This window comes from Enterococcus saigonensis, from assembly GCF_011397115.1.
Classification (GTDB): Bacteria; Bacillota; Bacilli; order Lactobacillales; family Enterococcaceae; genus Enterococcus_C; species Enterococcus_C saigonensis.
In genome coordinates this window covers 1-21,471 of sequence record NZ_AP022823.1, presented here as the reverse complement: position 1 = coordinate 21,471, position 21,471 = coordinate 1, and the positions used below count along the sequence as shown (strand labels likewise).

18 protein-coding genes and 5 pseudogenes are annotated in these 21,471 nt (G+C 37.7%); 14 read left to right on the top strand and 9 right to left on the bottom strand.

Features of this window, described 5'->3' with window-relative positions:
- Window positions 1-25 precede the first annotated feature (25 nt).
- From EsVE80_RS13305 to EsVE80_RS13295, 3 genes are all read left to right on the top strand, one after another.
- Complete coding sequence (locus tag EsVE80_RS13305; protein WP_173104222.1) at window positions 26-1,513, top strand: SpaH/EbpB family LPXTG-anchored major pilin; 1,488 nt, start codon at window positions 26-28, stop codon at window positions 1,511-1,513.
- 85 nt (window positions 1,514-1,598) lie between these two features.
- Entirely contained in the window at window positions 1,599-2,795 is a 1,197-nt protein-coding gene (locus tag EsVE80_RS13300) for a class C sortase (RefSeq protein ID WP_173104221.1), read from the top strand.
- The gene (locus EsVE80_RS13295; protein ID WP_173104220.1) at window positions 2,792-3,913 is read left to right on the top strand and encodes a class C sortase; all 1,122 of its coding nucleotides are present in this window, start codon (window positions 2,792-2,794) and stop codon (window positions 3,911-3,913) included. Before EsVE80_RS13300 ends, EsVE80_RS13295 begins: the two co-directional genes overlap by 4 nt.
- A 2-nt stretch (window positions 3,914-3,915) precedes the next feature.
- Here EsVE80_RS13295 and EsVE80_RS13940 read toward each other — a convergent pair.
- Window positions 3,916-4,263: pseudogene (locus EsVE80_RS13940) on the bottom strand (transposase); the annotation flags it as partial.
- 270 nt (window positions 4,264-4,533) lie between these two features.
- On the opposite strand from EsVE80_RS13940, the pseudogene EsVE80_RS13290 reads away from it, so the two are divergent.
- From EsVE80_RS13290 to EsVE80_RS13250, 9 genes and pseudogenes are all read left to right on the top strand, one after another.
- Window positions 4,534-4,750 (top strand): annotated as a pseudogene (locus tag EsVE80_RS13290) (PadR family transcriptional regulator); the annotation flags it as partial.
- 354 nt (window positions 4,751-5,104) lie between these two features.
- Window positions 5,105-5,275: a hypothetical protein gene (locus tag EsVE80_RS13285; protein WP_000713595.1), complete on the top strand. Its 171-nt coding sequence runs from the start codon at window positions 5,105-5,107 to the stop codon at window positions 5,273-5,275.
- A gap of 13 nt (window positions 5,276-5,288) precedes the next feature.
- The gene (locus EsVE80_RS13280) at window positions 5,289-5,906 is read left to right on the top strand and encodes a recombinase family protein (RefSeq protein ID WP_001062587.1); all 618 of its coding nucleotides are present in this window, start codon (window positions 5,289-5,291) and stop codon (window positions 5,904-5,906) included.
- A complete protein-coding gene (locus EsVE80_RS13275; protein WP_173104219.1) occupies window positions 5,906-8,050 on the top strand; it encodes a type IA DNA topoisomerase in 2,145 nt (714 codons plus the stop codon). Before EsVE80_RS13280 ends, EsVE80_RS13275 begins: the two co-directional genes overlap by 1 nt.
- A gap of 147 nt (window positions 8,051-8,197) precedes the next feature.
- The gene (locus EsVE80_RS13270; RefSeq protein ID WP_000635249.1) at window positions 8,198-8,437 is read left to right on the top strand and encodes a peptide-binding protein; all 240 of its coding nucleotides are present in this window, start codon (window positions 8,198-8,200) and stop codon (window positions 8,435-8,437) included.
- A gap of 48 nt (window positions 8,438-8,485) precedes the next feature.
- Window positions 8,486-8,569, top strand: a complete 84-nt coding sequence (locus EsVE80_RS13265; protein ID WP_001814874.1) for a 23S rRNA methyltransferase attenuation leader peptide — start codon at window positions 8,486-8,488, stop codon at window positions 8,567-8,569.
- A 124-nt stretch (window positions 8,570-8,693) separates the two neighbouring features.
- Window positions 8,694-9,431 carry a 23S rRNA (adenine(2058)-N(6))-methyltransferase Erm(B) gene (gene erm(B), locus EsVE80_RS13260; RefSeq protein WP_001038795.1) on the top strand — a complete coding sequence of 246 codons (738 nt, stop codon included), beginning with the start codon at window positions 8,694-8,696 and terminating at the stop codon, window positions 9,429-9,431.
- A gap of 169 nt (window positions 9,432-9,600) precedes the next feature.
- Window positions 9,601-9,861, top strand: a pseudogene (locus tag EsVE80_RS13255) (topoisomerase DNA-binding C4 zinc finger domain-containing protein); the annotation flags it as partial.
- 102 nt (window positions 9,862-9,963) lie between these two features.
- Window positions 9,964-10,626, top strand: a complete 663-nt coding sequence (locus EsVE80_RS13250; RefSeq protein WP_232061368.1) for a ParA family protein — start codon at window positions 9,964-9,966, stop codon at window positions 10,624-10,626.
- 145 nt (window positions 10,627-10,771) lie between these two features.
- Here the strand turns inward: EsVE80_RS13250 and vanZ-A are convergent, their stop codons facing one another.
- The 8 genes from vanZ-A to EsVE80_RS13210 form a co-directional block, all read right to left on the bottom strand.
- Window positions 10,772-11,257 carry a glycopeptide resistance protein VanZ-A gene (vanZ-A, locus tag EsVE80_RS13245; protein WP_000516404.1) on the bottom strand — a complete coding sequence of 162 codons (486 nt, stop codon included), beginning with the start codon at window positions 11,255-11,257 and terminating at the stop codon, window positions 10,772-10,774.
- Window positions 11,258-11,409: 152 nt separating this feature from the next.
- Window positions 11,410-12,321 (bottom strand): VanY-A/VanY-F/VanY-M family D-Ala-D-Ala carboxypeptidase, encoded by a 912-nt coding sequence (vanY, locus tag EsVE80_RS13240; protein ID WP_013438844.1) that lies wholly within the window; start codon window positions 12,319-12,321, stop codon window positions 11,410-11,412.
- A 427-nt stretch (window positions 12,322-12,748) separates the two neighbouring features.
- Window positions 12,749-13,357, bottom strand: a complete 609-nt coding sequence (locus EsVE80_RS13235) for a D-Ala-D-Ala dipeptidase VanX-A (protein WP_000402347.1) — start codon at window positions 13,355-13,357, stop codon at window positions 12,749-12,751.
- Between the two features lie 5 nt (window positions 13,358-13,362).
- Window positions 13,363-14,394 carry a D-alanine--(R)-lactate ligase VanA gene (gene vanA, locus EsVE80_RS13230; protein ID WP_001079845.1) on the bottom strand — a complete coding sequence of 344 codons (1,032 nt, stop codon included), beginning with the start codon at window positions 14,392-14,394 and terminating at the stop codon, window positions 13,363-13,365.
- The gene (locus EsVE80_RS13225; RefSeq protein ID WP_001059542.1) at window positions 14,387-15,355 is read right to left on the bottom strand and encodes a D-lactate dehydrogenase VanH-A; all 969 of its coding nucleotides are present in this window, start codon (window positions 15,353-15,355) and stop codon (window positions 14,387-14,389) included. Before EsVE80_RS13225 ends, vanA begins: the two co-directional genes overlap by 8 nt.
- Window positions 15,356-15,569: 214 nt before the next feature.
- The gene (gene vanS / locus EsVE80_RS13220) at window positions 15,570-16,724 is read right to left on the bottom strand and encodes a vancomycin resistance histidine kinase VanS (RefSeq protein ID WP_013438845.1); all 1,155 of its coding nucleotides are present in this window, start codon (window positions 16,722-16,724) and stop codon (window positions 15,570-15,572) included.
- The gene (gene vanR-A, locus EsVE80_RS13215; protein WP_001280781.1) at window positions 16,702-17,397 is read right to left on the bottom strand and encodes a vancomycin resistance response regulator transcription factor VanR-A; all 696 of its coding nucleotides are present in this window, start codon (window positions 17,395-17,397) and stop codon (window positions 16,702-16,704) included. The genes vanS and vanR-A overlap by 23 nt, the downstream gene beginning before the upstream one ends.
- Window positions 17,398-17,610: 213 nt before the next feature.
- Entirely contained in the window at window positions 17,611-18,186 is a 576-nt protein-coding gene (locus EsVE80_RS13210) for a recombinase family protein (protein ID WP_001226076.1), read from the bottom strand.
- 145 nt (window positions 18,187-18,331) lie between these two features.
- Here EsVE80_RS13210 and EsVE80_RS13205 point away from each other — a divergent pair.
- Together EsVE80_RS13205 and EsVE80_RS14115 are read left to right on the top strand one after the other, a co-directional pair.
- A pseudogene (locus EsVE80_RS13205) lies at window positions 18,332-21,296 on the top strand (Tn3 family transposase).
- Window positions 21,297-21,368: 72 nt separating this feature from the next.
- A pseudogene (locus EsVE80_RS14115) lies at window positions 21,369-21,470 on the top strand (ParA family protein); the annotation flags it as partial.
- Between the last annotated feature and the right edge of the window lies 1 nt (window position 21,471).

Below are 21,471 nucleotides of genomic sequence, written 5' to 3'. Positions count from 1 at the left end.
CAAAAAATAAAGGAGGGATTAGAAAATGAAGAAATTATGGAAAACACTTTTTGCAGCACTACTTGTAGTGCCTTTATTCACCGGCGTGTTTGGTGCGAAAACAGTAAGTGCTGCTGAAGCAACAACGACAAATGTAACGATCAACAAACGAATCTGGAAAGATGGCGAAGCTCCAGCACAAGGTTCCATGCAAAATACTGGGGAAGAAATGGACTTTGGTGGAGATCCACTTGAAGAAGCCGGCTTTACAGCCTATGATGTAACAGATGCTTATCTTGCTCTGATTGCAGATGGTAAGTCACAAGCAGAAGCAACAAAAGAAATTGCTGATAATGCGTCAGATTACACAACTGTAGCAAAAGCAGAACAAAAAACGGATGCCAATGGTCAAACAACTTTTGAAGGACTTGCTTTAAAAGACGGCGACAAAGATAAAGTCTATATGTTTGTTGAAACAAGCACGCCAGGCAATGTTTCCGTAACGACAAAAGCCGCTCCAATCGTTTTAGCAATGCCAATCTATACGTTTAAAGATGGCAAATATTCAGATACAATCAACACCAACGTTCAAGTCTATCCAAAGAACGAAACCAAGACTGATAAAAAAGAAGTTGCGAATTTAGATAAGTTCACTGAAGTTAAGGATGCTGATGGAAATGTTTTATATCATAACCTTACAACTGGCGATGAAATCGAATATAAATTAACTTTAAATATTCCTGCGGACATTCTGGAAGATGGCGTCACTTACTCTGTAACTGATACGCCAACTGCTGGACTTGCTTATGTAAAAGATTCTTTTGCAGCAACTGGTTTAGTAGCTGGAACTGACTATGAATTAGCTGAAGATTCTGCAACTGGCGGATTTACTGTTACTTTGAAACAAAGTGAAAATGTAGGAAAATTAGCTGGTAGTCAATTGATTGCTACTTACAAAATGAAATTAACTGCTGAAGTAAATCCTGATGATTTAGTAAACAATAGTGCCCAAGTAACAATTGGTAACAACCCTCAAGATAAAATTACACCTCCAACACAATTTGGTACAGGTGGTTATAAATTCGTCAAAAAAGATTCGCAATCTGGTGCAACCTTATCTGGTGCGGAATTTGTCGTAAAACAAGGCTCTAACTTTGCAATATTTGAAGATGCTAAAAACACTAAAGGTGAATATATCTTTAAAGAATGGACGACTGATGAAGCAAAAGCAACGAAAATCATTTCTGACGACAAAGGTGAGTTGAAAGTAATTGGTTTGACAAATGGTGACTATCAATTAGAAGAAAAAGCGACTTCAAGTGATAAATATGTGTTACTTGATGAAGATGTCGATTTCACTGTTGAACACGGTCAATATGGCAGTCAAGAACTAAAGTCTGTTCTTAACACGCCTAAAGGTCTGCTTCCATCAACAGGTGGTAACGGGATCTATGCCTTCTTACTTATCGGTGCTGCTCTTATGATCGGTGCTTACGCTTGGTTCAAGAAATCTAAAACACAAGCTGAAGTCTAAGATATAGTTTTAAAATAGCAAAAGGCAGCTTCATTTCTTGAAGTTGCCTTTTCTTTCTTTTAAATAGGGAGAAGGAGGTGCAAGCATGGATCAGCGCCAAAAAAATGAACGGATCAATTTGATTTTAAAACTGCTAATGGCGATTTTATTTACGACCGGTGCCATTATTTTCAGCTATCCCTTTTTGTCCAATGCGGTGAATTCCTATTATGACCAAAAGATGATGGAAAAAAACTTGGCTGAGATGGCCGCAACAAATACCAAAGAACAAGCAAAAAGGCACCAAGAAATGGCCGAAAAAAATAAAGAGCTAGCTGAAAGTAAGAACATGACCAATATTCCTGGCATGGGACTGGTAGAAGACCCGTTTGAAAATGCGGTCGATGATGCCAAAGATCCGGGTAAAGCCTATTATGAAGAGCATACCGTGGGTGCTATCTATATTCCAAAAATTTCGGTCAGCTTACCTTTATTTGATGAAACCAATGCTGCTCTTTTGGAAAAAGGCGCGACGATTTTACAAGGAACGTCTTATCCGATCGGTGGCAATAGTACCCATTCGGTGATCTCAGGCCACAGTGGCTTGACGGAACGTAAACTTTTTACAGATTTAGAAAAGTTGGTGATTGGCGATGATTTTTATTTGACCATTGCTGGGGAAAAATTGGCTTATGCGGTCGATGACATCCAGATCGTTTTACCGTCGGATATCGACAAAGTGGTCATCCAACCGGGGCGGGACTTGGTGACCTTATTGACTTGTACACCTTATGGCATCAATACCCATCGTTTATTAGTCACTGGACACCGTGTGCCTTATGTGGAGGAAATGGCGGAGGAAGTGACCAGTACCAAAAAAGCGGTCGAACGGCGTTTTCGCTTGTATTTACTACTGATCCCGCTTTTCTTTGCCATGATTTTCTATTGGATGTATCGCAAGTTCGTCTATTATCAAAGTGGCAAACACAGTTATGACTTTTGTTTTTACTTATTGGAAAATGGTCAACCCAAAGCAGGCGTGACTTTTACCTTAGTCCGTAAAAAACGCTGGGCAACAGATGTCACTAGCCAACCAGTTGCTGTAAGCCAGGTGGATGGATGGGTGTCTTTCCCTGAGATCAGAGGGGGTCGTTATTATGCCAAGGCGATCGATGGATCGACAAAACCAGTTAAGGGCAAGGTCCGCCGTTTAAAAGATCGGCAGTTTGTTTTAAGCCGCGTCACGAAGAAAAAGCACGGTAAGAAAGTTACTTATTATCTGGAGAATGGAGCGAAAAAATGAAGAAAAATCGGCAAGTGATCTCGCAAATTGCGATCATCCTCATTTTTATGGTCGGCATCTTGACCATGCTCTATCCCTTTTATGTCGATGCGTTGAATAATGTGATCGATCAAGTGCGCGTCGATCGCTATTTGAAGGAAAGCCAGAAAGAATTTGAAGCCGAACGCAAGCGACTGGCGGAAGAAAATAATAAATTGAGCGACAGCGGGTTAGCTCCGGGTGCCGATCCGTTTGCGAATCCGAATGGTGGTACGGTTTCAGCTGCTTATTACAAAAAGCATTTGATTGGGACCATCAATCTTCCTGATTTGGCCATTGAGTTACCGCTATTTGATACGACCAATGATGATTTATTGGAACAAGGTGCGACGGTCCTAGATGGCACGTCCTTTCCTGTTGGTGGCGCAAGTACCCATGCGGTGATCTCGGCTCATCGTGGCTTGCCAGAACGGGAACTCTTCACCAATCTGCCGGAGCTTAAAAACGGTGATATTTTTCTGCTAAATGTCTTAGGGGAAACCTTGGCTTATGAAGTGTTTGACAGCCAAGTCGTGACGCCAGATCAGACTTCGGTTTTAAAGATCGAACCAGGCCAAGACTTGGTGACGCTCATGACCTGTACCCCTTATATGATCAATAGTCACCGTTTGTTAGTCACAGGAAAACGCGTGCCATATACACCGGCTGCCGAGAAAAAACAAGTCAAAGGCGATCGTTTTCGTAAGTTGAAACAAATCGCTATCTTGGCGGTGACGGCCCTGTTGATCTTAGCCGCTATTTATCAATTATATCATGTGATCGCCCGTTACCGATTGCGGAAAGTGCGTTTTGATTTCACTGTTTGCTTAGAAGGCGTGGCAGAACATACGCCAATCGCACTCTATGATAAAAAAGGGAAAAAAGCCCTGCGGCGTAATGGAAAAGCCTATCAAGAACTAACAGATCAAACCGGACAAGTCACTTTTACCGATCTACCAGGGGATTGCTATCGTTTGAAATTGGGCAAGAGTTGGTTGGTGCAGTTTGGTTTGAAGAAAAAAAAGAGGCCATCCAAGATTTGGAAGATAAATAAGAAAAAAGTTATGTTAAAAGAAGAAAGAATGCTAGAAGTCAAATAAAAAATGCTCATGTTATCAAATGATTTAAATCCATAAGATACACGTTTCATTGTTTAATATGGGTATTCTTAGCTTCTATTTTGTCATTGGTATGGGGATAAATCAATGCACTTCGTATACCTTCGTTATATTTGAGTAAATTTTGTAGTTTTTTCTAAATTCTTCGTCTAAACTTTCTGTAAGAAGTGGGAATTTAGGTGCACGGAAACTACACCAAGTTTTTTAATATTCCATCTGTTTTTAGTTAAGAAACGCCAATTTACTTTCAGTTTCTGTGCTTCATTTTTGAGCCCTTTTAATTGCAGCTTTTTCATCATTCTCACACGAAAGGCTTGAAACGGATGTTCCAGTGACCTCGTTTAGAGCGTACATTTATTCAAGAAAGTTTAAATAAGATATCAAAATGGCCGAAAACAGACACACAACTCGATTTATTTTTTAGGGTGAAGGAGAGAGTAGCACGAAAACTTTTAGTTGGCTTAGACTGAACGAAGTTATGGAAAGGCTACTAAAACGTCGAGGGCAGTGAGAGCGAAGTGAACACTTGATCTTTTGAATTTTTAATAGAATCTTAGACTATTATCCTAGTGAACTTTTTTCTAATACTTGACTTTCTTTGTATGATTAGAAATCCATATTTACCTTTAACGGAAAGAACTTTTTTATATTATTTTAGTTTTAACTACACCCGTTCATGGATATGCTATTATTCAAGAAATTGATAAGTTAAGTGATGGATCAGTTAAGGTAGCAGCAGGAACTATGTATGGAGCGATTGAAAATTTACTTAAGATTAATTTGATAGAAGAAATTCCAAGTAGACCTCATCGTCGCAAAGAGGGCAAAAATCCCTTTAAGAGATTTTTGCCCTCTTTGCGACGATGAGGCCTTTGTTTTTCGTTCTTGTTTTTCGTTTGATTAACTAGAAGATATTAAAAGACTGCGTTTTGATTTATTTTTTTAGGGCAAAGGAGAGAGTAGCCCGAAAATTTTTAGTTAGCTTGGACTGAACGAAGTGAGGGAAAGGCTACTAAAACGTCGATGGGCAGTGGGAGCGAAGCACACACTTACCTTTTGAACTTTTATTTTATATAGGACATTAAAGTATACCTATTTGTCCTAATATGATTTTAGCAGTATAATTGACTTGGTGAATAGGTCATTTAAGTTGGGCATAATAGGAGGAGTAAAATGAAAAAATTTATTTATCGAGTTTTAGAAAATGACGAAGTGGTGGCTATTTTTAATGAGCAACAATATGCGCAAGATTTTATCGCTTACGAAAAGACAATTTCTGATAAGCAATTTGAAATTGAAAAAGTAGATATTGCTGATTGGTTATTGCAACCGAGAGAATTTTAGAGGTTGGTTGAAAATGGCTAAAATTGGTTATGCACGTGTCAGTAGCAAAGAACAGAACTTAGATCGGCAATTACAAGCGTTACAGGGCGTTTCTAAGGTCTTTTCAGACAAATTAAGCGGTCAATCGGTCGAACGCCCACAATTACAAGCTATGCTTAACTATATTCGTGAAGGGGATATTGTTATTGTTACTGAATTAGATCGATTAGGACGAAATAATAAAGAATTAACAGAATTGATGAATCAAATTCAAATTAAGGGGGCAACCCTGGAAGTCTTAAATTTACCCTCAATGAATGGGATTGAAGATGAAAATTTAAGGCGTTTGATTAATAGCCTTGTCATTGAATTGTACAAGTATCAAGCAGAATCAGAACGAAAAAAAATTAAGGAACGTCAGGCACAAGGAATCGAAATTGCTAAGAAAAAAGGCAAATTCAAAGGTCGTCAGCATAAATTTAAAGAAAATGATCCACGTTTAAAGCATGCTTTCGATTTGTTTTTGAATGGTTTATCCGATAAAGAAGTTGAAGAACAAACTGGAATCAATCGCCGAACGTTTAGAAGGTATCGAGCAAGATATAACGTGACAGTCGATCAAAGAAAAAACAATGAAAAGAGGGATAGTTAATGAGTACGGTTATTTTAGCTGAAAAACCAAGCCAGGCATTAGCCTACGCAAGTTCTTTAAAACAAAGCACCAAAAAAGACGGTTATTTTGAGATCAAAGACCCACTATTTACAGATGAAACGTTTATCACCTTTGGTTTTGGGCATTTAGTGGAATTAGCAGAACCAGGTCATTATGACGAAAAGTGGCAAAATTGGAAACTTGAATCTTTGCCGATTTTTCCTGATCGATACGATTTTGAAGTTGCAAAAGATAAGGGAAAGCAGTTTAAAATTGTTGCAGAACTTCTCAAAAAGGCAAATACAATTATTGTTGCAACAGATAGCGACAGAGAAGGTGAAAATATCGCCTGGTCGATTATCCATAAAGCAAATGCCTTTTCAAAAGATAAAACATTTAAAAGACTATGGATCAATAGCTTAGAAAAAGATGTAATCCGAAGCGGTTTTCAAAATTTGCAACCTGGAATGAATTACTATCCCTTTTATCAAGAAGCGCAAACACGCCAAATTGCCGATTGGTTGATCGGCATGAACGCAAGCCCTTTGTATACGTTAAATTTACAACAGAAGGGCGTACAAGGTACATTTTCACTAGGACGTGTTCAAACGCCCACCTTATACCTTATTTTTCAGCGCCAGGAAGCCATAGAGAATTTTAAAAAAGAACCTTTTTTCGAGGTGGAAGCTAGTATAAAAGTAAACCAAGGGTCGTTTAAGGGCGTTCTAAGCCCCACACAGCGTTTTAAAACCCAAGAGGAGCTTTTAGCTTTTGTTTCTTCTAAACAAGCTAAAATAGGCAATCAAGAGGGGATAATTGCTGATGTTCAAACCAAAGAGAAGAAAACGAATAGTCCGAGTTTGTTTTCTTTAAGTAGTTTGCAATCAAAAGTCAATCAGCTTTATAAAGCGACAGCGAGCCAAACTTTAAAAGCTATGCAAGGACTGTATGAAGCAAAATTATTGAGTTATCCAAGAACAGATACACCATTTATTACAGAGAACGAATTTGCTTATTTAAAAGCGAATTTTGGCAAATATAGCGGTTTTTTAGGACTTGATCTTGAAATGGTTCAAACAGAGCCTAGAAAGCGTTATGTGGACGGTAGTAAGGTACAGGAACACCACGCCATTATCCCAACAAAACAAGTACCTACCGAATCTGCATTAGCGAAAATGGACGATTTACAACGAAAAATTTATGCTTTAGTCGTTAAAACGACCGTTGCCATGTTTTTACCTGATTACTTGTATGAAGAAACCAAGATACAAACGAAAGTAGCTGATTTGCTGTTTCAATCGATCGGAAAGACACCAAAGCAAGAAGGGTGGAAAATTCTTTTCAAACAACAAACCAAAGAAGAAAAAGAGGACGTTCAAACGTTACCACTCGTTATCATTGGCGAACGTGCCGAAGTTGGTGTTAAGAGTGTTGAAAAAGAAACGCAACCGCCAAAAGCTTTTACAGAGGGTACATTATTAACTGCTATGAAAACGGCGAATAAAACGGTTGATGATGAAGAAGCAATCAAGATTTTACAAGAAGTTGAGGGGATTGGAACAGAAGCGACAAGAGCAAGCATTATTGAAGCGTTAAAACAAAAAGAATATATCCATGTGATTAAGAATAAGCTTGTTGTAACTGAAAAAGGAAAATTATTGTGCCAGGCAGTTGAAAGTCAGCACCTTTTAACGAGTGCTGAAATGACGGCTAAATGGGAAACGTATTTAAAAAAAATCGGTAAAAGAGAAGGCAATCAAGAGAACTTTATTACGAATATCAAAAAATTCATTGTTCATTTACTGGAAGCTGTACCTAACGATATAGAAAAACTAAATTTTTCTGATTACCAGGAACAGAAAGAAAAAGAAGCAGAAAAAAGTATTGTAGGAAAATGTCCTAAGTGTGGCAACAATATTGTATTAAAAAAATCGTTTTATGGTTGTTCAAATTATCCTGAATGTAAGTTTACTTTAGCTGAACATTTTAGAAAGAAAAAACTAACCAAAACGAATGTAAAAGAATTACTGGAGGGAAAAGAAACCCTGGTAAAAGGAATCAAAAACAAAGAGAAAAAGCCCTACAATGCCGTTGTAAAAATTGGGGAAAAGGGATATATTGATTTTATATCTTTCTCAAAATAAACATAAAAGCCCTTTAAAGAGGGCTTTTATATATTAATCACAAATCACTTATCACAAATCACTTATCACAAATCACTTATCACAAATCACAAGTGATTTGTGATTGTTGATGATAAAATAAGAATAAGAAGAAATAGAAAGAAGTGAGTGATTGTGGGAAATTTAGGCGCACAAAAAGAAAAACGAAATGATACACCAATCAGTGCAAAAAAAGATATAATGGGAGATAAGACGGTTCGTGTTCGTGCTGACTTGCACCATATCATAAAAATCGAAACAGCAAAGAATGGCGGAAACGTAAAAGAAGTTATGGAAATAAGACTTAGAAGCAAACTTAAGAGTGTGTTGATAGTGCATTATCTTAAAATTTTGTATAATAGGAATTGAAGTTAAATTAGATGCTAAAAATTTGTAATTAAGAAGGAGGGATTCGTCATGTTGGTATTCCAAATGCGTAATGTAGATAAAACATCTACTGTTTTGAAACAGACTAAAAACAGTGATTACGCAGATAAATAAATACGTTAGATTAATTCCTACCAGTGACTAATCTTATGACTTTTTAAACAGATAACTAAAATTACAAACAAATCGTTTAACTTCTGTATTTGTTTATAGATGTAATCACTTCAGGAGAGATTACATGAACAAAAATATAAAATATTCTCAAAACTTTTTAACGAGTGAAAAAGTACTCAACCAAATAATAAAACAATTGAATTTAAAAGAAACCGATACCGTTTACGAAATTGGAACAGGTAAAGGGCATTTAACGACGAAACTGGCTAAAATAAGTAAACAGGTAACGTCTATTGAATTAGACAGTCATCTATTCAACTTATCGTCAGAAAAATTAAAACTGAATACTCGTGTCACTTTAATTCACCAAGATATTCTACAGTTTCAATTCCCTAACAAACAGAGGTATAAAATTGTTGGGAATATTCCTTACCATTTAAGCACACAAATTATTAAAAAAGTGGTTTTTGAAAGCCGTGCGTCTGACATCTATCTGATTGTTGAAGAAGGATTCTACAAGCGTACCTTGGATATTCACCGAACACTAGGGTTGCTCTTGCACACTCAAGTCTCGATTCAGCAATTGCTTAAGCTGCCAGCGGAATGCTTTCATCCTAAACCAAAAGTAAACAGTGTCTTAATAAAACTTACCCGCCATACCACAGATGTTCCAGATAAATATTGGAAGCTATATACGTACTTTGTTTCAAAATGGGTCAATCGAGAATATCGTCAACTGTTTACTAAAAATCAGTTTCATCAAGCAATGAAACACGCCAAAGTAAACAATTTAAGTACCATTACTTATGAGCAAGTATTGTCTATTTTTAATAGTTATCTATTATTTAACGGGAGGAAATAATTCTATGAGTCGCTTTTTTAAATTTGGAAAGTTACACGTTACTAAAGGGAATGGAGATAAATTATTAGATATACTACTGACAGCTTCCAAGAAGCTAAAGAGGTCCCTAGCGCCTACGGGGAATTTGTATCGATAAGGGGTACAAATTCCCACTAAGCGCTCGGGACCCCTTGTAGGAAAATGTCCTAAGTGTGGCAACAATATTGTATTAAAAAAATCGTTTTATGGTTGTTCAAATTATCCTGAATGTAAGTTTACTTTAGCTGAACATTTTAGAAAGAAAAAACTAACCAAAACGAATGTAAAAGAATTACTGGAGGGAAAAGAAACCCTGGTAAAAGGAATCAAAAACAAAGAGAAAAAGCCCTACAATGCCGTTGTAAAAATTGGGGAAAAGGGATATATTGATTTTATCTCTTTTTCAAAATAAACATAAAAGCCCTTTAAAGAGGGCTTTTATATATTAATCACAAATCACTTATCACAAATCACAAGTGATTAATCACAAATCACTTGTGATTTGTGATTCTTAATGATACAATATTACTATACAAAAAAAGAATGGGGCGTAGTTATGGAGAAGGAAAAACTAAAAATACTTGAAGAATTAAGACGTATTTTAAACAATAAAAATGAAGCAATTATTATCTTGAATAATTACTTTAAAGGTGGTGTTGGAAAGTCCAAATTATCGACTATGTTTGCTTACTTGACAGACAAATTGAATTTAAAAGTTTTAATGATCGATAAGGACTTACAGGCAACATTGACAAAAGACTTAGCAAAAACTTTTGAGGTAGAATTGCCACGTGTCAATTTTTATGAAGGCTTGAAAAATGGAAACTTGGCTTCTTCTATTGTTCATTTGACTGATAATTTAGACTTGATCCCTGGCACGTTTGATTTGATGTTACTGCCAAAATTAACTCGCTCATGGACTTTTGAAAATGAAAGTAGATTGCTTGCTACTCTTTTAGCACCTTTAAAAAGTGACTATGATCTCATTATTATTGATACTGTACCAACGCCAAGCGTTTATACAAATAATGCAATCGTGGCGAGTGATTACGTTATGATCCCTTTACAAGCAGGGGTACCGTCAGGAAAATGCGGATTTACAACGTTAAGGAAATTTATTAAAGAGACCAATTCCTCAGCACTAAAATTGATAATTGGGCTTTCTTTGTTACTATAGTGTTAGGTAAGCTTTTTACTTTATCACCGGTTTTCCCCTCACTTCACACCTACGGGCGAGTTTCCCCACATCCCGTTTTCCATCTAATCCAATTCATTCAATATCTTTATGTGTATGAAAGATCAGATTGCTTGATTTAGACATCTTACACGTAATTTATTCTTAAATGGGTACGGTAAACGAGCAATAATACGAGCAAAAGTATACCTACAAAAATAATAACTCTGTCTAATTTTTTTTGATTCATATGCTTATTGCTTAAACCATATAATTTCAGTCCAAGAAAGCCTCCAACAGTATTTGTAATTACATCTGTTATGTCTGTCGCTCCAATAGCGAAGATAAATTGAATTATTTCAAAAGTAAGACTTAAAACCAGTACAAAAGCAAACTTAGGTAAAAATCCGATTTCTTTAAAATTGACATTCAAAAGCAAGCCAAATGGAATAAAGATTATAACATTATCTATCATCTCTCTGAAATTCCCAGTAGCAGTAAATGGAGTCAAGTTAAGACTTCTTTGATGATAATTAAATACTGATAAAATATTGTATTGTAATTTGAATAACACTAACCAGATTAGTGTCACTAAATATAAAGCTAGCAATCCTCTAGATAATATTTTTCCCAATATAATTTCCTCTAATTCTTTTGTTTAAGTTGTATCATTAGTATAGCAATGTCCTAGTTAACGTGGGTTTTAAATTAAAAAGCTAACGTTACCCCAAAAGTGCTAGTACAATAATGCTGTTCATTAATTTCGTTGGTTTCATTCCGCCATCCTTACCTCCTTGAATTAGTATGTGTTGATCCGGGAAACACTGTCACAATTACACCGTCTATATTGTTTCCTGATATCTCATAACGAAGATTAGTCGGCACATGAATGGTGGTATTTTTAGTAACAGGATAATAAAAGATCTCATATTTTTCCCCATTTACACTAACAGAAATGGTTTTTTCTTCTTTTAGGTAATCCATATATTCCTCGAGAACGAAATTCTTTTCTTTCATAATCGCACTATGTGGTAAACCAACATAGCGAATATGCCATGGTTCATATTGAATTCCTGTTAACTCTGTTTTGTCCTCTGGATAACGTAAAATGAACCCGTATTTCCAAGCATTTTCTTCTATCCACTTTCCTTCAGGGGCTCGTTCCATTTTCGTCAAGCTTGATCCTACATCTAGTGATAAACCTGAATTATGCTCACTATAACCTGCTGGTAAGGCATACTCAGCCCCCATTTCTTGGTAAAGCACACTTTGCTCATCAAAGTCTCGATAGCCACTATTAATAATAAAATGACTAACGCCACCCTTTACAGCATCATTGACCATCTCTGAAAATTTTTGTGCTATTTCTTTTGACATATAAATATTACTATCAAGCAACCCGTATCCATTTATTAATTCGTCATGTTTAGATAAATTCACGATATCTGACTTCACACTTTCTTGGCGAAGAGGATATTTACTATTGATTAATAGCAGATTTCCTTGATAAACCTGTTCTTCTGTAATTGTTTTCTCTTGGGTATTTTCAGAAGTCCCACTATTTTCTAAATGTTCTTTGGGATTTTGATCATAATTTTGAAATTCGACTTTTTCCTGAGAAAACAGTGCTTCATTAACGTAGTCATAACCTAAGTATATTAAGAATAACAATAACAATAAAAAAAACAACTTCTTCATTTTCAGTCTCCTCCTTAACTATATAGTTGGAAGTATGAAATATTTCTAGAATCTTCCCCTTAAACGGCACAATCTCGTTTGAGATTGTGCCGTTTTGCCCCGTAAATTACAGTCAATTATTTCGCCCTACTGGATTTACTATTATCACCAATGTAGATGAATTTTCATAAGTGATACCCATGCTGAATTTAACGAGGCTGAACTGCCTGTTGACAATGGGCGGTGTGAAATACCACCCCTCTATGCGATCAGTCTTATTATCAGGCTATCTTGCCGCAGCGCACGCAGATAATGACCGCAATATCGCTCTGCCTTACATCTTCAATACTATCTACTATATATAAATTCCCTAAGAACCAGTTACATACGTCGGGTTTCCTGCCGAAAGAGTTAGCTTATATAGTTTGTCCGTGCAACGGTTAAAAGTTTATTTAACGGGGAAATCAAAATAGCTATTGGGGTATGGTTCGTCTCTTAATACATAGTGCCACCATTCGAGGCTATATGCTTCAAACCCACTGTTTTCCATGATGGAGCGCAAACGTCTGCGATTTTGCGCTTCATTGCATGATATTCCATTTGCCGCATGATGAGAGCGTTCATCCATAAAATCAAATCGGCTCCCCATTGGTACAAGCTCACCCGTGTCTAATCGATAAAGCGTAAGATCAATGGCACTGCCGCGGCTATGGCTTGATTTTGAAGCCACGTATCCTTTTGAAATCATCTCAGTTCGGTCAATATTGGGATAATAACTTTCCTTTGTCAGGTTATTTTCCGGCTGTGCAGCCCATTGCATAAAACAGTTTACAGCACGCTTAGGACGGTAACCGTCCCATAGAAGCAATCCGTACCCTTGGGTAGCAGCCAGTTCTTTTGCCTTCAAAAGCGATTCAGCCAACTCGTATGTCCCTACAATGCGATTTACTTCATAACCGTCAACCGGTTTTCCGGTGAAATTATCCCAAGTGGCATATTTAGCGTCCCAACGAACACCGTGTACTATTTCATCTAAAAAAGTAAATCCTATTTCCATGCTTATCACCCCTTTAACGCTAATACGATCAAGCGGTCAATCAGTTCGGGAAGTGCAATACCTGCAGCGGCCATCATACGGGGATAACGACTGTATGACGTGAAACCGGGCAGAGTATTGACTTCGTTCAGTACAATGCGGCCGTTATCTTGTAAAAACATATCCACACGGGCTAGACCTCTACAGCCGAGCGCTTTATATATTTTTTTTGCCGTTTCCTGTATCCGTCCTCGCTCCTCTGCTGAAAGGTCTGCGGGAACGGTTATAACTGCGTTTTCAGAGCCTTTTTCCGGCTCGACTTCCTGATGAATACGAAAGATTCCGTACTGCAGCCTGATTTGGTCCACCTCGCCAACAACTAACGCGGCACTGTTTCCCAATACCGCACAACCGACCTCACAGCCCGAAACAGCCTGCTCAATTAAGATTTTGCTGTCATATTGTCTTGCCGATTCAATTGCGTAGTCCAATTCGTCCGCGCTATTGACTTTTTTCACACCGAAGGATGAGCCTGAACGCGCCGGCTTAACAAAAACAGGATAGGTAAACGTAGCTGCCACCGGCCTATCATCTTTATTAATAACCCAAAAGGCGGGAGTAGCTATCCCAGCATTTTTCGCAACGATGTATGTCAACGATTTGTCCATACAAATTGCTGAGCTTTGAATATCGCAGCCTACAAAAGGGATACCGGACAATTCAAACAGACCTTGTATGGATCCATCTTCACCTGACTTGCCATGCAAAGCTGAAAATGCTACATCAACATGGTTGATTTCATATTCATGGTTCTTTTTAACAAGTAATCCGTGCATTTTTTTATCCGGCGAGAGTACAGCTGAATAGCAATTGTCGTTTTCCCATTCCGCGCAAGGTTTTTCGCACATTTTCCATACACCAGATTTCGTAATTCCAATGTATAACGGCTCGTATTTTTCTTTATTAATGTTAGCGGCTATCTCTATTGCAGATTTTACCGATACGTCATGCTCCTCTGAGCAACCCCCAAACAGTATTGCAACTTTTATTCTATTCATGCTCCTGTCTCCTTTCAAAATCCAAACAGTTTTTAATGGTTTTTTCAACGGTATCACGCAACGCTTGCTCGGTATAATAGGCCGTATGCGGTGTGATTATCACGTTAGGCATTCTTTGAAGTTTAAGTAAAAATTGATTATCAATTGGTTTTTGGGTGCAATCAGAGTAGAAAAACTCTTCCTCTCCTTCCAATACATCCAATGCGGCACCGCCCAGTTTCCCGTTTTCTAATGCTTTAACCAACTCATAGGTATCTACAAGTGGACCGCGCCCAGTATTGATAAGAAATGCTCCTTGCTTCATTCTCTGTATTTGTTCGTGGCTGATAATATAGTGCGTATCCGTATTGAGCGGCACATGAAGCGTAACGATATCGCTATTTTGCAGCAACTCATCAAACGGTACATAGTTTACCTCTATACTTCGGCTGCGACTATAAGCCAACACTTTACATCCAAATCCTCGCAGCCGCTCAATAACCGCTTTGCCTATCTGGCCCGTTCCCACCACACCAACTGTCATGTCGCTGAGTACCTTGCCACGGTCGCTGTCCAACCTGAAATCATGTTTTTCCACAGAGCGCACAATCGATTTTACGTTGCGTACTGCCATAAGAATTAGCATCATAGTATAATCGGCAACGCTATCCGGCGAGTACGCCACATTGTCGACAGTGATGCCCATTCTCTTAGCAGCAGTTGTATCTATATGATTGCAGCCGATGCTTCGGGTAGAAATATATTTCACACCGGCTCTCTTCAGCGCAAGAAGAATAGAGGCGGAAATCTCTGATTTATGTCCCACACTGATACATTGATTGAAAGGCGCGGATTTGGCGTTGGATTCCGACACGTTGGCGTTAATTATCGTTGCCATAACGCCAAAGCGAGGCGAAAGAGCATGGAATGCATCTGCCTCATCCTGCTCACATCCATAAACAGTAATGCCGATGTTATTCATAATTAAGACCAACCCTTTCTGTGAAAGGCACCAAATAAAACGGGGATGCCAATGGTAATCTTGTCAAATCTTTCTCTGAAGAACGAAAACGGCTCGTTCTTACGGTATTAAGTCTACCGTGTAAGAACGAGCCGTTTTTTAATATTAAATTGTTAATTTCCTAAGAAAAAGTAAAGATAACCTTGAGATTTTCCTAAAAAATTATATACATCTCTTAGGACCTCCTTTTATCAACCAAGTCTGGCATCGCTGGAAGCTCTACCCTAAACGTCGTATAGTTATCATTGCTTTCCGCGTAAATCTGCCCTCCATGCTGAACAATAATTTCTTTTGCAATCGCCAATCCAAGTCCCGCGCCACCCGTATCGGAAGAACGAGCATTGTCCAGCCTATAGAACTTTTCAAATATGGCAGCTAGCTTATCTTTTGGGATGCTTCCAGTGTTCTTGAATTCGATTGACACCACATCCCCGGAGAGGCCCGCGGTAATGTCAATGATGCTGTTATCCTCACTGTATGCAGCGGCGTTTTTCAAAATGTTGTTAAAGACTCTCGCGAGTTTATCAGGGTCGCCGGACACGGTCAGATCCTCGGGGGCGTGAATAACCGCCTGTTTTCCATGTGCGGAAAGCTGAGGATAAAATTCATCGGTCATCTGCACCAGCATATAGTATAGGTCTATGTGCGTTTTTGTTAGCGTTATCGTTTGTAGGTTATACCGTGTAATCTCAAAAAACTCGTCGATTAGCTGTTCGAGTCGATACGCTTTGTCCAACGTGATATGCACATACTTTGCCTTTTGATCTACCGGCATGTCTGGAGCCTCGTCAAGCAGGCTCAAATAACCGATAATGGATGTAAGGGGCGTTTTAATATCGTGCGCCAAGTACATAACAACGTCATTTTTTCTTTGTTCGGCCAGCTTTGCATCCTGCTCTCGCTTTTCCAGAGTCCGTTTTAATGTGTTGAGCTTTTGTTCCATAACATCCATTTCCGCAGAAAGCTCAATTTGTTTATCTTCGTTCTGAATAAGTACATCAATGCCGGTATTTATCTCGTCAAAGTATTTTGCGAATTTTGAAAGCATGACGCGACATAGAATAAGAATACTAATGACAATCGCCACATAAATAAAGATATCTATATTGTTCCGTATGGAATAATGATATAATTTCATCGCGTCCAGGTGATTTAAGTCATATTTGTTTTGCAAAATACTTACGATCCAATCCCCAAGTTTCCCTCGGATCATTGAACGAATATACAACACGAATACAATTGCTACCACAACAATTGCAACGATATACATGTAAAGTTTTCGTTCTAGTTTGGAATAGTCGTTTTTTTTATTTTTCAATTTTATAACCAACCCCCCATACCGTTTTTATATATTTCGGATTATCAATGGTGTCGTTCATTTTTTCGCGCAAATGCCGGATATGCACGGTGATGGTGTTGTTGCTCTTGCTGAAATATTCGTCGCCCCATATCTCATGAAATAGCAGCTCGGAGCTAACCACATTCCCCTTGTTTTCACAGAGGATTCGCAGTATTGAAAACTCGGTGGGAGTAAGGGATAACTGCTTCTCGTTCAGATAACACTCATGGGTGTTAACATTAATGACAAGGCCGGAGTGGACGATAACATTTTCGTTCTGCTCCTTTACTCCACTGAATTTTTTGTATCGGCGCAACTGGGCCTTTACCCGAGCAATTAACTCCAGTGGGCGAAAGGGCTTCGTTATATAATCATCCGCGCCGATTGTTAACCCTGTAATTTTATCTACCTCTGTATCTTTCCCGGTCAGCATGATAATCGGATAGGTGTGCTTGTCCCTTATTTTTTGACAGATAGTAAGGCCGCTTGTGCCGGGAAGCATGATGTCCAATATGGCAAGGTCAATCTCAGACTTGTCTATACATTCCAATGCTTCTTTGGCGGTATAGTATTTGAAAACCGTATAATTCTCGTTTTTTAAGTATAATTCAACCAAATCGGCAATTTCATGTTCATCATCCACAATAAGTATTTTATCGCTCATAGTTATCACCCTTTCACATAAGTTTGCCCTTAATAATTTATCAGATTATAGGGCCGAATTTATAAGCATTTACATAATAAATGACTAAGAATTTCTTAAGATGATGATTCTTTTTTTATCAAAGGGCTTTTCGGCATCGCTAGGAGGCTGTTAATATTTTATAGTTTCCTTTTCTTCTTTAAAAATATTGCCCATTAGCGGAATACAGAATGGCTAATTATTCACTTCTGATAATTTCCTGTATAATGAAGCCCTAGATACATTAGTAATTTCACAAATTTGATTTACAGTCATATTTCCTTCTTTATATAGCTTTACCGCATAATTCATTCCTGCGTGATTTTTATGATACTTCTTTAATCGACCTTTAAACTTTCCTTCTTTCTTAGCCAATTCAATCCCTTCACGTTGTCTCATCCGAATAAGATCTCGCTCTAATTGGTTAACACCAGCCATTACAGTAATTAAGAATTGGCTGTATGGATTATCTTCTGATAAATCAAGCCATGTATCTTTTAGTGATTTTAAACTTGCCTTTTTATCTCGTATGTTATCGATTAATTCAAATAGATCTTGTGTACTACGAGTGATTCGAGTTAAGTCTGTAACATAAATGATGTCATCTTCCTGTAAATCGTCTAACACTTTTTGAAGTTGCTCGCGATCCTTTGTTGCTCCTGAAACTTTCTCTTCATATATAATATCCATTCCGATCTCGTTCAACTGCTGAAATTGTCTTGAAGGATTCTGGTTAGTCGAACTGACACGAATATAACCGATTTTCCGCAAAATATCACCTCATTTTTGAGACAAGTCTTATGAGACGCTCTTAACTATGATTTTATCAGTCTACTACATTTGTATCAATAGAGTACACTCTATTGATATATAATTGAACTAATAAATTGAAAATACAGAAATGGAATGATACTGAATGAAAATTGCGAGAGGTAGAGAATTGCTTACACCGGAACAGAGACAGGCTTTTATGCAAATCCCTGAAGATGAATGGATACTGGGGACCTACTTCACTTTTTCCAAACGGGATTTAGAAATAGTTAATAAGCGAAGGAGGGAAGAAAACCGTTTAGGATTTGCTGTTCAATTAGCTGTTCTTCGGTATCCCGGTTGGCCATACACTCATATCAAAAGCATCCCAGATTCGGTCATACAATATATATCGAAACAGATTGGTGTTAGTCCATCCTCGCTTGATCATTATCCTCAAAGGGAAAATACACTTTGGGATCATTTGAAAGAAATTCGAAGTGAATACGACTTTGTAACTTTTACCCTGAGTGAATATCGAATGACATTTAAGTACCTTCATCAATTAGCTTTGGAAAATGGTGATGCCATTCATCTACTGCATGAATGCATAGATTTTCTAAGAAAAAACAAAATTATACTGCCTGCTATCACTACACTTGAAAGAATGGTGTGGGAAGCAAGGGCAATGGCTGAAAAGAAGCTATTTAATACGGTTAGTAAATCTCTAACAAATGAGCAAAAAGAAAAGCTTGAAGGGATTATTACCTCGCAGCATCCATCCGAATCCAATAAAACGATATTGGGTTGGTTAAAAGAGCCACCGGGTCATCCTTCACCCGAAACTTTTCTAAAAATAATAGAACGACTCGAATACATACGAGGAATGGATTTAGAAACAGTGCAAATTAGTCATTTGCACCGTAACCGCCTGTTGCAGCTGTCTCGCTTAGGCTCAAGATACGAGCCGTATGCATTCCGTGACTTTCAAGAAAATAAACGTTATTCGATATTAACCATCTATTTATTACAACTTACTCAGGAGCTAACGGATAAAGCGTTTGAAATTCATGATAGGCAAATACTTAGTTTGTTATCAAAAGGTCGTAAGGCTCAAGAGGAAATCCAGAAACAAAACGGTAAAAAGCTAAATGAGAAAGTTATACACTTTACGAACATCGGACAAGCATTAATTAAAGCAAGAGAGGAAAAATTAGACGTTTTTAAGGTTTTAGAATCGGTTATTGAATGGAATACCTTTGTCTCTTCAGTAGAAGAGGCTCAGGAACTTGCACGTCCTGCCGACTATGATTATTTAGACTTACTGCAAAAACGGTTTTATTCACTAAGAAAATATACGCCAACGCTATTAAGAGTATTGGAATTTCATTCTACAAAGGCAAATGAGCCACTTTTACAAGCTGTTGAGATTATCCGAGGAATGAACGAATCTGGAAAGCGAAAAGTGCCTGATGACTCACCTGTGGATTTTATTTCAAAACGATGGAAAAGACATTTATACGAGGATGATGGTACAACAATTAATCGTCATTACTATGAAATGGCTGTTTTAACAGAACTTCGGAGCATGTTCGGGCAGGAGATGTTTCCATTGTTGGCAGCAGACAATATAGGGATTTTGAGGAATATTTGTTTTCGGAAGATACATGGAATCAATCGAAGGGGAATACGAGATTATCAGTTAGTTTATCATTCGAAGATTATATAACGGAGAGAACCAGCAGCTTTAATGAAAGGTTAAAGTGGTTAGCTGCCAATTCCAATAAGTTAGATGGGGTTTCTCTTGAAAAAGGAAAGCTATCACTTGCACGCTTAGAAAAAGATGTTCCAGAAGAAGCAAAAAAATTTAGTGCAAGCCTTTATCAGATGCTACCAAGAATAAAATTAACTGATTTACTCATGGATGTGGCCCATATAACAGGATTTCATGAGCAATTCACTCATGCTTCCAATAATCGAAAACCAGATAAGGAAGAAACAATCATTATCATGGCTGCCCTTTTAGGAATGGGAATGAATATTGGCTTGAGCAAGATGGCCGAAGCCACACCCGGACTTACATATAAGCAACTAGCCAATGTATCTCAATGGCGCATGTATGAAGATGCCATGAATAAAGCCCAAGCCATATTAGTAAACTTTCATCATAAATTACAATTGCCTTTCTATTGGGGCGACGGTACAACATCTTCGTCAGATGGTATGAGAATGCAGCTAGGTGTTTCATCACTACATGCAGATGCAAATCCACATTATGGAACTGGAAAAGGAGCCACCATCTACCGATTTACAAGTGATCAATTCTCTTCTTACTACACAAAGATTATTCATACTAATTCAAGAGATGCGATTCATGTTTTGGATGGTTTGTTACATCATGAGACGGATCTAAACATAGAGGAACATTATACAGACACTGCCGGTTACACTGACCAAATATTCGGACTGACTCATTTATTAGGATTTAAATTTGCCCCAAGAATAAGGGATTTATCGGACTCAAAATTATTTACGATAGATAAAGCAAGTGAGTATCCAAAACTAGAAGCCATTTTACGTGGACAAATAAATACAAAGGTCATTAAAGAAAATTATGAGGATGTTTTGCGATTAGCTCATTCTATAAGGGAGGGAACAGTTTCAGCATCCCTTATTATGGGGAAGCTAGGTTCCTATTCAAGACAAAACAGCTTAGCTACAGCCTTACGTGAGATGGGCCGAATAGAAAAAACGATCTTTATTTTGAATTATATATCGGATGAATCATTAAGAAGAAAATACAAAGAGGATTGAATAAAGGAGAAGCCATGAATGGATTGGCAAGAGCTATTTTCTTCGGAAAACAAGGTGAGCTTAGAGAACGCACCATACAGCATCAATTGCAAAGAGCCAGTGCTTTAAACATAATTATCAATGCTATAAGTATTTGGAATACTCTCCACCTAACAACAGCAGTTGAATATAAAAAACGGACAGGTAGCTTTAATGAAGATTTGTTACACCATATGTCGCCCTTAGGTTGGGAACATATTAATTTACTAGGAGAATACCATTTTAACTCAGAGAAAGTAGTCTCATTAAATTCTTTAAGACCACTAAAACTTTCTTAACGTTGTTAAAACGAGGGATTCGTCAGGAAAATAGGCTTAGCGTTGTAAATCCGCATTTTCCTGACGCTACCCCAAGCAGAAGAAGAAAGTACAAACAACATTCAAAACTATATTTCCTATTTGATTGATTTACAAGAACAATTTAACCCTGGACTAGATATGATCGGTTTTGTTC